Here is a 14,164-nt window from a genome sequence, read left to right on the forward strand (position 1 = left end):
TAGATGAGGAGGAAAGACATGCAGTATTACAAGCCTGTGGATATCGCAAGGGCACTTCATATCAGTACGAGTGCTCTTCGGCATTATGAATCCTGGGGAGTGGTTCCTGCACCGGATCGCGATGCGAATGGATACAGGTTGTACACCGACGTACATCTTGCTTATTTTCGATGTCTTCGTGCGTTGTTCCCTGGCTTTGGGGTGGGGCTAACTTGTACAGTTCTTAAGCATATACAGCAAGAAGAGGTGGACGAAGCCTTCTGGCTTGTCAATGAGGAACAGGCTAACTTGCATCAGGAGAAGGTTGTGGCAAATCAATTGCTAACGGTATTGGAGCAGATTGACCTGCCGACTATAGGGAATAAGTCATACAAGAGCCCAATGACCATCGGCGAAGCTGCTGAATATACAGGGGTTGCCGCGTCTGCCATCCGACATTGGGAGAAGGAAGGGTTAATCATCCCGGAACGCAATCCCGAGAACGGGTATCGGATATTCAACGCGCTGCATATCCGCAAAATATTGCTGCTTCGCACCTTGCGCAGTACGTTATATTTTCTCAAAAGCATGAAAGAAATTGTAGATGCTCTTGACCATCACAGCATCGAGCAGGCCAAAAAAGTGACGGAAAATGCTATCCGCAGCCTCCATGATCGAAATCGCCAGCAATTCCGAGGAGTACATGAACTTGTTAAACTGTGCAAGGTGCTGCAGCTGATGTAAGTTATCGTAAAGTGACTGCAACTAAGTTGTCGCTTCTTCTGCATTCGTGATTACGTTACTGTACCTTTTTCACCATATGTTCATAATCTTCCCCTGCAATTGTTATGATCTTGCCATCTGCTGTATACCCTTGTGCTTCATACAATTGCTTCGCTCGCGTGTTCGCAACGTTCACTAACAGCGAGGCGATGCTGAACCCGAATTGAGCTGCTTCTAATTCGAACGCCTTCATGAGCTTCGTTCCGATCCCTAATCCACGCTGAGAAGAATCTACAGCCAATGAATCCAAGTAGTACTCTTCCCCTTCTGTTTCTTTGATAAGTTGAACAGGATTGCCTTGAAGAGTAGATAAACGTTCCTCCAATGGGCGATCCAATTCGACCAGCTTGTACCCCGCATAAGCCAATGCATAGCCGACGGGTACATCTTCTTGCAACCAGACCATACTGTTCTTCCAGCTCAAGCGGTTGTCGGGCTGCTTATAGAATTGCTCGAGTATGCGCATCGTCTCATCTCTGTTCGTAGTTCCAGATAGTTCATAGGCGATGGTGCCGATCGCCTCCATCATCAGAGGGATAATGTACTTGCTGTCTTCTGGTGTAGCTTTGCGAATCATGAATGATACCTCCTGAAGAGTAATGACAGCTGATCATCCTCTAGTATTGCCCTCCTGAGGGATGAGAGTCATCTGTAATAGCTGTCATCTATTATTGTACACATGTCCAATGATGAATGGTCAATGATAAATAAGTTGTAACTATTTACATAATTGGTCAGGAGCAAATATGACCACTGTCAACCTGTTTGCGTAAATATTTCTTTCCTCGAAACAGTCTGGATTTCACCGTATTGATTTCAAGGGACAAGACATTCGATATTTCTGCAAGCGAATATTCCGATAAGTAACGCAGCCGGAACACATCTCGATATGCATCGGGCATTTCATTCACGATGTTAATTACGTTGTGTTGAACTTCTTGTTCAAGAATTTGCTGTTCAGGTCCTTGAGTCTGATCCTGCAGGGTTTCGATTAATGGTTGTTCTTGATTTTCGTAGGCAATGTTCTCCGTAAAATGTACGGCAGGTTTACGACTACGCTGCCGTATGAGATCAATGCATAGATTTTTTACAATAAGCTTCATCCAGCTGCATATTTTGCAAGAGAAGTTGTACCGATGCAAATTTCGAAATATGCGAATAAACGCCTCTTGTACAACATCCTCTGCGTCTTGTTGATTGCGGACATAACGATAAGCGTGCTGAACTAGCAAGCTACGATATTCGATATATAATTTCGTATATACGCGTTCATCTCCGGCGAGTACGAGTTGTTGAATCTGATCTATGCTGGTGTTCATGGTTCCTCCAAATATCCTTACCCCATCGCGCAAACGCAATATGTGTATACTTGCTTGGGTACGTTATCGTGCTCTATCGAACATACAATAACATAAACTTATGAAGATAATATGAAGTTCAGATGAAAAATAAATGATATTCCCCAAATCATTGTTACAAATTGTTGCTTTTCATGCTTGTTGGTGAAAACCTGTACGCCTGCACGAAAAAAAGCCGCATTACACTCCAACCCGTTGAAGTGTAACGCAGCTTCATTCATTTGCATATCATTTCATTATTCGATGTAGTCCTTCAAGCGTTTGCTGCGGCTTGGATGTCTTAACTTACGCAAAGCCTTTGCCTCGATTTGGCGAATCCGCTCACGCGTAACACCAAATACTTGGCCTACTTCTTCCAATGTCCGAGTACGACCATCATCGAGTCCGAAGCGCAAGCGAAGAACATTCTCTTCACGTTCAGTGAGCGTATCAAGGACATCACCTAGCTGTGTCTTCAAGGACTCATAAGCTGCTGATTCTACTGGAGATTGGGCGTCCTGATCCTCGATGAAGTCGCCAAGCTTGGTATCATGCTCTTCCCCGATTGGAGTTTCCAGTGAGATTGGATCTTGAGAGATCTTCATAATCTCGCGAACCTTCTCCACACTCAATTCCATTTCCTTAGCGATCTCTTCTACCTCAGGCTCTCTGCCAAGCTCCTGCACCAGCTGTCTGGAGACACGAACAAGCTTATTGATCGTTTCAATCATATGAACTGGAATACGAATCGTTCTTGCCTGATCGGCGATCGCGCGCGTAATTGCTTGTCGAATCCACCATGTGGCATAAGTACTGAATTTAAAGCCTTTTGTATAATCAAATTTATCTACAGCTTTAATCAGACCCATGTTGCCCTCTTGAATAAGATCTAAGAGTGACATGCCTCGCCCGGCATACCGTCTTGCAATGCTCACGACCAAGCGAAGGTTAGCTTCTGTAAGCATTTTCTTCGCTTCTTCATCGCCTTCTGCAATACGTTTAGCCAAATCTACTTCTTCTTCGGTGCTTAGAAGACCAACCCGGCCAATTCCCTTTAGATACATCCGCACAGAGTCATCTATCTTGACTCCTGGAGGTAGTAAATTAATATCTGCATCTGAATGAGTTTGCTCATTGTGTTCTTCGTTAGTCAAACTGTCGCCCCCCTAAAAGTATGCGTACGTATTCGAGCCGTTTTTTTCCGGTATGTGAGTGAATTACTCATAATTGACAAAGAAAAAAGTCTATGATATGATTTATTTTAATTGCATGTAAAAATTAAGAGCACACACTATAGTAACATATACCTAGTAATTTTTCAATACTAATATTTGTATGTTGATCATACAATGAACCCCCCGGCATTCATGCCGGGGGGTTTTTATGTTTCTCGTCTGTGAATTATGCTGCAAAGTGCTTATGATGGAGCTTTACGTTAATACGTGTCCGCCATCTACATGGATAACGGTACCGGTCACGAATGAATTCGTGAGTAGATACATTACGCTCTGCGCAGCATCTTCTGGAGTTCCTACACGCTGTACGGGAAGACGGCTTGCGATCGATTCATACAATTGCTGGCGTGCTTCTTCCGTCATCTTGCTTCGAGAAGGTGTATCCATGATTCCTGGTGATACAACGTTTACCCGAATTGGCGCAAGTTCCAACGCTACCGTCTTCCCCATATTGGATACAGCAGCATTGGCCGCGCCGAGAATAGATGAACCGATCATCGATTTATAGGCAACAACGCCAGAAAATAACACGATTGAGCCATTAGGAGACAGCTTTGGAGCGCCGTATTTGACTGCATAATATTGTCCCCAGAATTTATTCTCGAACAATTGTCTTGCCTGAGTCGTACCCGTCTTCAGGAACGGGCCGCCAGACGTCTCTGCCGCACTTACGACAAGATGGTCAAATGATCCAATATTCTGAAAGAATTGCTCTACCTCATGTTCAATCGTGAGGTCAAGCTGTTGAACCGATGCTTTCATTCCAAGCTGTTCCTTGGCATGCTGCAGCTTGTTCTCGGAACGGCTTGCTATGACGACTTCAGCTCCATGAGCAATCGCTTGCTTAGCAGATTCAAGTCCGATGCCGGAGCTGCCACCGATAAATACAACCTTCTTATTGTGCAACATATTCATCTGTGAATACCTCCATTAAGTGCTGCTCAAGATTGGCAATATAGTGATCAATGTTCGGGTTCTTAACTACATCGTAGCAAGAAAAGCTTGGTAAAGGTTTCATACCGAGAAACTTGTGTATGCGATGAAGGTGACTTAGAACATTGTCCAAGCCCTCCCCTTCAAAGAATTGATCCTTTCTCTCAAATGCAGAGGATGGGGCGTTCCAAGTCGTGGAGAGCATGTATTTCTTGTCTGTCAGCAATCCACCTGCGCCATATTGTTCGGAACCAGTGAAGAATGTACCGTATGCATACACCTCATCCATATAGGTTTTGAGCAGACCTGGTACACTGAACCAATAGATTGGTGTCTGATAAATGACAACATCGGCCCAGTAAAATTTCTTCTGTTCTTCCTCGATGTTATAACCATTTTGGATAACTGTTGTATTGACATTGTGGTGTGGACGTAACACACGAACCATGTTTTCCATTAAGGTGTTGTTCAGTTTCCCTTCAGAAGAACGGTATTGTTGATGACCGTTAATAATCAGAATATTTTTCATCGAATTCAGCTCCTTGAGTGTGAAGTATTGGCTGCAAGAACAGTATAATACTCAATAATTCCTTTAAGGAAGTACTGATATTTTATTCAGCTTATTTCCGTTAGGGAAGTATTGTGTTATGATGGGACGTAACATCTAAAAATTGTTGAGGAGGATCGATCATGCTTCATCCATCTGAACCTGTAACATTGACAAAAGGAACCCCTGGTCAAACCTGCCCTATCGCGAAAACGCTTGATATAATTGGTACGAAATGGACGTTTTTGATTATTCGTGACTTGTTGATCGAGGGAACAATGCGGTTTAGCGATTTATTGAAAGCAATGGATGGAATAAGTCCGAAGACACTCTCGCTTCGATTGAAGGAACTGGAGCAGCACGACATTGTGATGAGAAAAGTATACCCTGAGGTTCCTCCCCGCGTAGAGTATTCGCTAACAGAGAGAGGCAAACTACTGGAAGGGACATTCATTGAGCTGAAGAGATTCGGATTACAGTTATGAATGTAAATGAAGCCGGAGCAAGCACTGACTGCCTGACTCCGGCTATTGATGCAGAACTTCATTCGCGTCTGTTCACTTCAACGTGAGCTTCTTCTTCCATTTCCGTTCTTCACCAGCATCGTTGCGGAATACGAAGGTGACCTCACCATTCTCTCCCTTTAACTGTTCGTCATAGATAAATCCTGAAAATTGATGATTTCCGCTAATATAGAAGCCATCCTCCCCATTTCCACCATGTTCGATAGCTTGCTTTGTCGTATTGATAATGTCTGTTTTCTCTGATTTCCAACTCATCTCGGCTAGTGCATATCCTTTAGGGAGCTGCTCCACTTGAAAATAAAAATGATGCTCGGATTGGCCTGGATACGTCGACTGGTCGACGACAACCAGTATTGGAGTTTCCTGCTTAACCTTCTCCTTCGCTGCAGGCGTTGGTTGAGCGTTCTTACCTGAGTCTGCTGTTCCTGTTGTTCCGCATGCGCTCAGCAGCATGAACAATATAAGACTAATAAGAAGCCATTGCGATTTATTCGTGTACATTGTTGTCACCCACTTCACCTATTGATCGAGCTACTGTGAAATAAAACGATACGCCATCCTTCGTGTTCTCTACCCCATACGTGCTGCCGTGCAGTTCAAGAATATGCCTGCAGATCGCCAGCCCTAAGCCTGTTCCGCCGGATTTGCGATCCCGCGAGCGCTCACCTCGGTAAAATTGCTCCCATACCCGTAGAAGCTGTTCTTCTGATAGTTGAGGCCCGTTATTGTCAATCTGAAAACTATATTGCTCTGTTGATATGCGGTTCAATGCAATTCGAATTGTGCTATGTTCAAAGGCATACCGAATGGCATTGCTCAGCAAGTTCACGATAACCTGTTCCATTCGTCTAGCGTCGGCCGTCACACGTACATGCTCTTCTGACGTGAACTCGATGATCAACTGTTTACTGCTCCGCTGAACATCGAACGAGTCAACGGCCTTGCGAACCTGTTCATCGATCAAATAATTGCTTCGATTCAGTCTTACCGCCTTCGCTTCATATCTGGACAACTCCAGCATATCCATAATCAATGCATTCATCTTATCTACTTCGGACAGAATGTGAGCTACATAACGATCTCGCTTGTCGTATGCAACATTGTCCTGCAACCCTTCGGCGAACCCCTTGACAATTCCGAGCGGGGTCTTCAGTTCGTGTGAGATATTCGCGATCAGTTCTTTGCGGAGCCGTTCCAATCGTGCTTTCTCCTGCATATCTTCCTGCAGCTTTGTATTCGCATTGGTCAGTTCCCGCAGTGTATCATCGAGATTCGAGGACAATATATTCAAGCTTCGCGACAGCTCGCCGAACTCATCCTGCGAGCGGATCGGCGTGCGAACGGTGAAGTCTAGATTCGCCATGCGGGCAGCCAATTGGCTCAAGGCTACTAGCGGCTTCGACACTATTCTGGAAAATACAAAGGATAATAAGAGTAAAATCATAATCACGCTGGGTACCACATATATGAAATAGCTTGTTAATAGACTTACCGCCTCGCTAACCGGCTGCAGAGATGTCATGACGAACATATAGGACATGTCCTCGTTCCCGCTTCGGAGCCGCTCAAGCACCAGCATATAATTCACACCGCTCCATGGATCGCTCCACTTCATGTGAGCAGCCTGCCCTTCCCCCAGCTGTGACAAGGAATCCATCTCTTGTGCCATCCATTCTCTCAGCGCTTGCTCGACCAGCATGTTCTGATAATACGGATTATAGCTTCTCTGATCTGGCAGCAGCAGCTCTGTAATGACACCCGTCACTTGGCTATGTCCACTGTTCGGTTCCGCAGCCAAAGCAGCGGACTTCGTAATCGTAACGGGCTTCATAACTTGATTCTGTTCGTCGATGAAGAAGCCCTCCACCGTAATGATATCGCCTGCGTTCAGTTTCTGCGGAATATCGCCAGATTGCATCCCATCAGAAGTAATCCGTATCGTTACTGTCTTATCTCTAACCTTTATATCGATATAGTATGGTTCTAATCGCAGATTTTGAAAGCGTTTATCAAGAATAGCGGCACTCGCATCATATTCATTCATGATCGTTCCGATATACCGCGCAGCCGTGTTTCTGTCTGCAGGCTGTTGCGCGAATGTATAGCTGAACCCTTCTACCGCTGTCGTGAGATCCTGAATTTTCGAGCTTTGATAATACCGTTCGAAGAAAAGCTTCTGACCAATTAATATAGATCCCAGTAGAACCAAGACAAATATTGAGGTTGCAGCAAATAATTTGGTCGTTACACTCCTCTTCTTCATCTAGGTGCCTCGAACTTGTATCCGGAACGAATAATGGTCTGTATCCACTGCTGCTCTGAGCCGAGCTTCGCACGCAGCTTCTTCACATGCGTATCGACTGTGCGTAGATCGCCAAAATAATCGTAGCCCCAGACACCATTCAAGATACTGTCCCGCGATAGTACAGACCCCTCATGCTTCATAAAGTAGAGCAGCATGTCATATTCCTTTGGTGTTAACGATACAGGAACTCCACCTACCTGAACGGTATGTGAGCGCCGATTCACGCTGATTTCTCCATATAAAGTAATGTCGCCATCTCTGCCCAGCGTGCCTTCAGCTCGCTTCACTAGGGTTTTGGCTCTTGCTAACAGCACCTTGGGACTGAACGGCTTCGTCACATATTCATCTGCTCCAAGCTCGAAGCCCATAATCTGATCATCATCCTCTGCCCTAGCCGTAATGATAATGATCGGGACATTGGATTGACGTCTGATACGCCTGCATACGGACCAGCCATCCATTTCCGGCATCATAATATCCAGGATGACTAGATCGACGGCAATCTGCCCGAACAGTTCCATCGCTTGTAGACCGTTCTCGGCTTCGTGCACATCCCAATTCTCTTGTTTGAAATAATCTGATACGAACTCACGAATGAGAGCGTCGTCTTCCACGAGTAGTACCTTTCGCCCCATTACCGCACTCTCCATTTATACATTAATCGTCAGCGTTATAAATTCATTGCATATATCGCGATTTTACCATCAATTTTACTAATCCACATTTCACCATCGCCTATCATAACGCCATTGTAGTTAACGAACAACTTGTTTACTTCTTGTGCTAATACCTTCTGTCTCACTTTTTTCGTTATGATGCTGTTGTATTGCTTCACAAACGCAGTCTTGCTTGCGATTTGCGTGGAATGCCCAGCTTGGTTCACACGCAGCGGGTACGATACCATTTCCGCGACTGCCTTCTTATCATTGGCAGCGACAGCAGATTGCAGGTTAACGATGAAGTCGTTCACTTCCTGAGGATCATCGATGTCTGCAACTTCATAAGGATTAACCTCATCAGCCTGTGGAGCTGGAGGAGTCATTAGACCGCTTACTGCACCCGGTACATCTGCATAGACTTGGCTGGTTAATACGGACATGGTTACGATAGCACCAATAAATATTATTGTTATCCCTTTGTTCATTGAAATGGCCTCCCACATTCAGGTTTACAAAGGTTATTATAGAGATCATTTGTGTTCATCATGTGTACACGGTATGAAAGGACTCCGAACATATGTAAGTGGACAATTTCAAGTGGCCTTCATTGAATTAACTAGGAAATGGATACAGAGAGCTAGCATTAGTATGAGCAATATCGATCCACGTATGTACTTCTTTCAATCGCTGATTTGGTTCACAACCTATTGATGTCATAACTGTTCCTAGATTTTTTGGATATAAGAGGGTGTGTCGATAAGCAATGTACAGCGAGGAATGACTCTGTCAAACATTTGCAAAGATAGTTGGCGGCCAACCTGAATTCTCGGGTGGGAAATGCGTGGCAACAATTCTGCGTAGGCGTATTCGGGCATTCATTTGCGAAAAAAGCAGCCCAGCCCATACAGCAATGGACTGGGCACATCTGTGAATATCTACCCTTGTGTCTCCAAATCTTCATGAATGAACGTCCAATTATTCAAGATGTCGCGAAACACCTTTTGAACGATAAGCAATTCATCTTCATCATAATGATCGAGGATGCCTAGAAACCGCTGTTCTAGTTGACCGTGCACCCGTTCATGCAATACATTCAGTTTCTTTCCCTTCGGATTCAAGCGGAAATAAACTTCTTTCTTATTATCGCTTAGTTGTGTTCTTCGTATGAAATCATAAGACAATAACTTGGAGCATATTCGGGATATAGTGGCTTTGGACGTTCGCAATCGATCCGCGAGCGCCGTAACATTAATAGGCTCATGCTCTCCTATGCTGGAAATGACGTGAAGCTCTGTTACATTGAGTTGCAACTCCTCACTGAACTCATCACCCAGCTTCCTCAACTCTTGGACTATAATCTTCTGAATCGCATCCTCATGCTCCTCCTGCTGATGAATGAGTTCGACAAATATGTCGTACAATGCATGCTTGCTATAAGGTGAATTTACTTGATCCATGCCCTTCCTCCGCGTAAACTAATGCTTCTATTATACCCTATCCTTCACCAGCAGAATAGCAGGTGGCATGCGTTGTTCATGTCGATTAGCAAGATCAGCAACATAGTATTGGCTGCATGGGAGCAGATGCGAATTAGGAAGTCAGAAGAGAAGAGTCAAGCGAGTAATTTATCGCGAACACCAGCGTTGGATTCCATATTGCAATAGTGCAGGCAGTTCAGATCGTGCATCGGAATGCTTGCGTAATGCCCATGCTACATGTCCGTCAGGTCGAATAAGAACCGCATATACGTCTTCCCAACCCGCGCGTCGTGCCGCAATGGTGGCCTGTATGATTCGCAATGGAGCGGATGTGGGAACCTCAACAGAATCAGGTAATTTATCTTCAAGCAGTAGACATATATAGCAACCTGTATGCAGGAGTGAATACAAGGAAGTGAACTCACCGTTGGCAAGGTAAAGATCTAGATTAGGTAACCTCGTCCCATTGAGAACATGGGTTGGCATCTCTGGATCTTGTTCATATAAAACATCCAATGCAGAAATACGTTCAGCTAAGTATCGATTGGCCTCAGGGAATGTCAACAAGTGGGCTATCGTCTTTCTTAGTTCTAAGCCTGCTGGCGTAAAATCAATCAATTTCGTCTGCACTTCGGTGTTGCGCAGCACGCTGTCGGCAACCTGATGTCGTTCCTGATGATAACTGTCAAGCAGCCAATCAGGCGCCCAGCCTTGAATTTCACCTGCCAATTTCCAGCCCAAGTTCATCGCTTCTTGCATACCAACGTTAAGTCCCTGTCCCCCAGATGGAAAGTGTATATGTGCAGCATCACCGGCCAGAAATACGCGACCGGAACGGTATTGTCTCGCAATTCGGGTGGCATTGCCGAACCGCGACATCCATACAGGATCGGACATACCGAAATCAGTACCGCAAATGCGTTGCATGCTGCTTCTTAATTCCTCTAGAGTGACAGGCATTTCTTTTGGATACTTCGAGCACACGGGATCGGCAACCACAATGCGGTATTTAGCCTCCGGAAGCGGTATAATCATCGCATTGCCATGCTGATTGAATTCTATCAATGCATTTCCAACCGGTGGTTGGCCGAGCGTTACATCACCTAACGCACCAGTCATCGTGCTGTCCGACCCGTCAAATGGAATATGTGATTGTTTGCGAACGATGCTTCCTGCTCCATCTGCACCAATCACATATTCTGCTTGGAATGTAATCACACCCTGTGAACCAACAGCAACGACTTCAACCAACTCTTCATCTTGTTGAACACTCACAACATCAACTCCCCTATGAAAAGGAACATCGAAGCTGCGCACCTCTTCTTCGAGAACTCTCTCCGTTACCGTTTGCGGGATGAATAAAACATGATTTGAGCGTGTATCGAGGACAGTAAAATCCAGTCTTGTTGGCAGCGATGAAAAATGACCGGTCGGCATCATATAACCTTCTTTTATAAAACTCCCGAGCAATCCTCTCATTTCAAGGATCTCCAAGGATCGAGGATGAAGATTGGTTGCTTTTGAAAATATCCCAGGTTCAGTCTGACGTTCGAGAATGCATGCATTTACGCCAAACCGTGCCAACTCTGAAGCCAGCATCAGTCCAACAGGGCCAGCACCTACGATAATTACTTCATATTTCATCTACACCACTCCTTCGTTTTGAACTAAAGACAAAAACGATCCGGCATAAGGACAAATTATTGTTACATACGTAACAGTTAGTGCATTGCTTTCTTAGTTGTGACCTAACCCTCCATTTCTTACGAATTCGCCTGAGCTATCTGTGTAGGAAGCTTGAGACATCAATAATATTATCGTTGCGAATGTAACAATATTATTATAATTCAGTTCCCTTATTTTTACAATATCTATATAACGAATTCGAATTCATTCTCCTCGTCATTTGTTCAAAACAAATGGAATCAAGTAGTAATAAAGTAGGGGAACCACTCACATGGCTTCCCCCTTATCGAACCGCACGTGCCCTATTAAGGCATACGGCTCACCAACGTGATTCAACTTGAGATCAATATGTCGCTAATCGTTGTGCATATTGCATTTTGCGAACGAGGTCGGGAGTGTAATACTCTTGTCCTCGTTCTTTTGCTTTCTGCACTCTTTGGGCGTGTTTTGTCTTTTGTCTGTTTTTCATGTAGCATATATATTCTTCGAGTGAGTAGCCATATTGTGTGCAGTAATAAAGCCAGTAAGCTGGAATAAGTCCGATTCGAGCAAAGAATTCATTGTTCCATTTCGTTTTCATCGCATGACCTTTTCTTTGGGTCGGGTAATTGTGGATCATGGCGACCCGCAACCGTTGTCTCACATATCCGTCCATATCCAAGAGCTGGTTTTTGCAAACGTTGAAGAAGCAACGACTTTCTTGTCCGTATCGCTTGTTTTCCTCAACGGCTTTATACAAGTTTAGGAAGTAGTTTACTTTTCCTCGAGTGATCGGATTGACGCGTTCTAGCCATGTTTTCTTGTTCAGCGTTAGGGTTTTCTGTGTTTTGGCTTTAACCTTCTTTTTGAAGTCCTTCCATGTCGCTTCTTTTGGTTTTGCTATGAAATAGGGCTTGCCGTCTCTCTTTCGCTCCCGCCAGTGTTGAAACGTGTATCCCAGAAAATCAAAATCGTCATTCTTGAAGTTAACCGTTTTGGTTTTCTCTATAGCGACCTCCAACCCTAGTTCTTGCAGCATTTCACGGGTAACTTCGGCAGCTTTTTGGATCTCCTCTTCTGTTTTCGCGAATAACAGAAAATCATCCGCGTATCGTACAAAACGGATTCCATGTTCTTCTAGTCTCCAATCTAATTCGTTTAGATACAAGTTGGCTAGAAGAGGCGATATGACGCCTCCTTGGGGGGTTCCTGCATCCACTTCATGATACTTTCCTTCTTCCAAATATCCAGCCTTAAGCCATTTCCAAATCATATCCAGTACTGTGCCGTCTGCGATGTATTTCGTCAATATCCCCATCAATTTATTATGGGGTATGTTGTCGAAGAACCCGCGTATATCACAGTCATAGATAACATGCCTTATAAAGTTTTCTATCAAACAGAATCTGCCCGTATATGCTGTGCCATTTTAGCTTCAATGTTTGATTCAAGTCTATCTCCTACCTTTCATCGTGCCCAGTCCGTTCGTTCTTACCGCGGTAACGTTACGGTTGTTCGGCACCACATTCAAGTGTTTGACCACGAGGTCGTCCCCCTTCCGTTCGACAGATGTTTAGTCATCTGCCTACTTCCGTACTATGAGAACGTCTGAATTCTCTACCATGATTACTACTTCGGCGAAGCCTTATATGTAATCATCCATTACAGGGAAGCAGAGAACCTCACGGAGTCATCGTATCTTCCTTCTGAACATACCCAGCACCTTCACCTGATGAGCCACCGTCCCCCGTCTGGTTCTTTGGACAACGATTTTTTTCCTTAGGCTTCCCGTTATATTCGCACAGTCGCCGACTCATCCTGCCGCTGCGTGCTTCACGCTTTCGCATTTTAGCGATTAGCTCGCTAAAGTTACGACTGCCCGTCGCACAAACAATGGAGAGGGGGATTCCCTCTCCATGAATGATTACAGCAATTACAATTTTGACCCACCACTTCCGTCGATTAACTGGCCAGTAACCCAGCGACTGTCTGCTGATGCCAGAAAGGCAGCAATATCCGCTATATCTTCTGGTTCTCCCCATCTGTTAAACGTTGACAGTCCGGCCGCATACTTCTGTCCATCTGGATTCCCTAATGTTCCGGCATTCATATCCGTATTAATGATTCCGGGCAGAATTGCATTCACGGTGATTTTGCGGTTCCCAAGCTGCTTAGCTAAAGCCATTGTTAGCGTGTTGATCGCTCCCTTAGTCATACTGTAAGCAAAGACGGCTGGCGAAGCCACTCGCGTGACAAAAGAAGATATATTAATAATACGCCCTTCATCATGGATTCGCGGCAGCGCCTGTTGAATGACAAAGAAGGGACCTTTGACATTGATATTCATCACTTCGTCAAACGATTCTTCCGTCGCTTCCTCCAGCGTTACTATTTGTCCAATGCCAGCGTTATTTACCAAAATATCAAAACGATGATCCCCTGTATAATCACGGAGCTTCTGATCCAATGTCTCATACAGTTGCGCGATCCCGCTTATTCTACTCACATCCGCACCTACTTTGAACGCAGTTCCTCCATGTTGTTGAATGTGCTGAACCACTTCCACAGCTTGTTCTTCTCTGCTCCCATAATGCACCGCAACTAGGGCTCCCTCCTGTGCAAGACGCATTGCAATCGCGCGCCCGATCCCCCGACTTGCACCTGTTACGACAGCGACTTTCCCTTGCAAACGTTTCATCGTTTCATCTCCTTGTATATA

Annotated in this window: 16 protein-coding genes; 2 read left to right on the forward strand and 14 right to left on the reverse strand. The window is 44.9% G+C overall.

Annotated elements, in window-relative coordinates:
* The first annotated feature begins 18 nt into the window (after positions 1 to 18).
* Positions 19 to 723 (forward strand): MerR family DNA-binding transcriptional regulator, encoded by a 705-nt coding sequence (locus BBG47_RS05720; protein ID WP_065290904.1) that lies wholly within the window; start codon positions 19 to 21, stop codon positions 721 to 723.
* A 55-nt stretch (positions 724 to 778) separates the two neighbouring features.
* Here BBG47_RS05720 and BBG47_RS05725 read toward each other — a convergent pair whose 3' ends face one another.
* The 5 genes from BBG47_RS05725 to BBG47_RS05745 all read right to left on the reverse strand — a co-directional run bounded on the left by BBG47_RS05725 (position 779) and on the right by BBG47_RS05745 (position 4,796).
* A complete protein-coding gene (locus BBG47_RS05725) occupies positions 779 to 1,339 on the reverse strand; it encodes a GNAT family N-acetyltransferase (protein ID WP_021252389.1) in 561 nt (186 codons plus the stop codon).
* 157 nt (positions 1,340 to 1,496) lie between these two features.
* Positions 1,497 to 2,081 carry an RNA polymerase sigma factor gene (locus BBG47_RS05730; RefSeq protein ID WP_065290905.1) on the reverse strand — a complete coding sequence of 195 codons (585 nt, stop codon included), beginning with the start codon at positions 2,079 to 2,081 and terminating at the stop codon, positions 1,497 to 1,499.
* Between the two features lie 275 nt (positions 2,082 to 2,356).
* Positions 2,357 to 3,253 carry an RNA polymerase sigma factor RpoD gene (gene rpoD / locus BBG47_RS05735; protein WP_021262698.1) on the reverse strand — a complete coding sequence of 299 codons (897 nt, stop codon included), beginning with the start codon at positions 3,251 to 3,253 and terminating at the stop codon, positions 2,357 to 2,359.
* A 276-nt stretch (positions 3,254 to 3,529) separates the two neighbouring features.
* On the reverse strand, positions 3,530 to 4,243 hold the full coding sequence (locus BBG47_RS05740; protein WP_065290949.1) for an SDR family oxidoreductase: 714 nt from the start codon (positions 4,241 to 4,243) through the stop codon (positions 3,530 to 3,532).
* On the reverse strand, positions 4,230 to 4,796 hold the full coding sequence (locus BBG47_RS05745) for an NAD(P)H-dependent oxidoreductase (RefSeq protein WP_065290906.1): 567 nt from the start codon (positions 4,794 to 4,796) through the stop codon (positions 4,230 to 4,232). Before BBG47_RS05745 ends, BBG47_RS05740 begins: the two co-directional genes overlap by 14 nt.
* Positions 4,797 to 4,957: 161 nt before the next feature.
* On the opposite strand from BBG47_RS05745, the gene BBG47_RS05750 reads away from it, so the two are divergent.
* On the forward strand, positions 4,958 to 5,299 hold the full coding sequence (locus tag BBG47_RS05750; protein ID WP_021252394.1) for a winged helix-turn-helix transcriptional regulator: 342 nt from the start codon (positions 4,958 to 4,960) through the stop codon (positions 5,297 to 5,299).
* 72 nt (positions 5,300 to 5,371) lie between these two features.
* Here the strand turns inward: BBG47_RS05750 and BBG47_RS05755 are convergent, their stop codons facing one another.
* From BBG47_RS05755 to BBG47_RS05790, 9 genes are all read right to left on the reverse strand, one after another.
* Positions 5,372 to 5,839 carry a hypothetical protein gene (locus BBG47_RS05755; protein ID WP_065290907.1) on the reverse strand — a complete coding sequence of 156 codons (468 nt, stop codon included), beginning with the start codon at positions 5,837 to 5,839 and terminating at the stop codon, positions 5,372 to 5,374.
* Entirely contained in the window at positions 5,826 to 7,601 is a 1,776-nt protein-coding gene (locus tag BBG47_RS05760; protein ID WP_065290908.1) for a sensor histidine kinase, read from the reverse strand. The genes BBG47_RS05755 and BBG47_RS05760 overlap by 14 nt, the downstream gene beginning before the upstream one ends.
* Positions 7,598 to 8,278, reverse strand: coding sequence for a response regulator transcription factor (locus BBG47_RS05765; protein WP_065290909.1), 681 nt, complete (start codon positions 8,276 to 8,278; stop codon positions 7,598 to 7,600). The genes BBG47_RS05760 and BBG47_RS05765 overlap by 4 nt, the downstream gene beginning before the upstream one ends.
* 35 nt (positions 8,279 to 8,313) lie before the next feature.
* Positions 8,314 to 8,787: a hypothetical protein gene (locus BBG47_RS05770; RefSeq protein WP_083189097.1), complete on the reverse strand. Its 474-nt coding sequence runs from the start codon at positions 8,785 to 8,787 to the stop codon at positions 8,314 to 8,316.
* Between the two features lie 450 nt (positions 8,788 to 9,237).
* On the reverse strand, positions 9,238 to 9,759 hold the full coding sequence (locus BBG47_RS05775) for a MarR family transcriptional regulator (RefSeq protein WP_065290910.1): 522 nt from the start codon (positions 9,757 to 9,759) through the stop codon (positions 9,238 to 9,240).
* A gap of 168 nt (positions 9,760 to 9,927) precedes the next feature.
* Complete coding sequence (locus BBG47_RS05780) at positions 9,928 to 11,424, reverse strand: monooxygenase (protein ID WP_065290911.1); 1,497 nt, start codon at positions 11,422 to 11,424, stop codon at positions 9,928 to 9,930.
* Positions 11,425 to 11,809: 385 nt separating this feature from the next.
* The gene (locus tag BBG47_RS05785; protein WP_083189098.1) at positions 11,810 to 12,844 is read right to left on the reverse strand and encodes a reverse transcriptase domain-containing protein; all 1,035 of its coding nucleotides are present in this window, start codon (positions 12,842 to 12,844) and stop codon (positions 11,810 to 11,812) included.
* Between the two features lie 283 nt (positions 12,845 to 13,127).
* Complete coding sequence (locus BBG47_RS29830) at positions 13,128 to 13,292, reverse strand: hypothetical protein (RefSeq protein ID WP_175400488.1); 165 nt, start codon at positions 13,290 to 13,292, stop codon at positions 13,128 to 13,130.
* An 86-nt stretch (positions 13,293 to 13,378) separates the two neighbouring features.
* Positions 13,379 to 14,143 carry an SDR family oxidoreductase gene (locus BBG47_RS05790; RefSeq protein WP_065290912.1) on the reverse strand — a complete coding sequence of 255 codons (765 nt, stop codon included), beginning with the start codon at positions 14,141 to 14,143 and terminating at the stop codon, positions 13,379 to 13,381.
* Positions 14,144 to 14,164 lie beyond the last annotated feature (21 nt).

It is taken from the genome of Paenibacillus sp. KS1, assembly GCF_001680695.1.
GTDB lineage: Bacteria > Bacillota > Bacilli > Paenibacillales > Paenibacillaceae > Paenibacillus_B > Paenibacillus_B suaedae.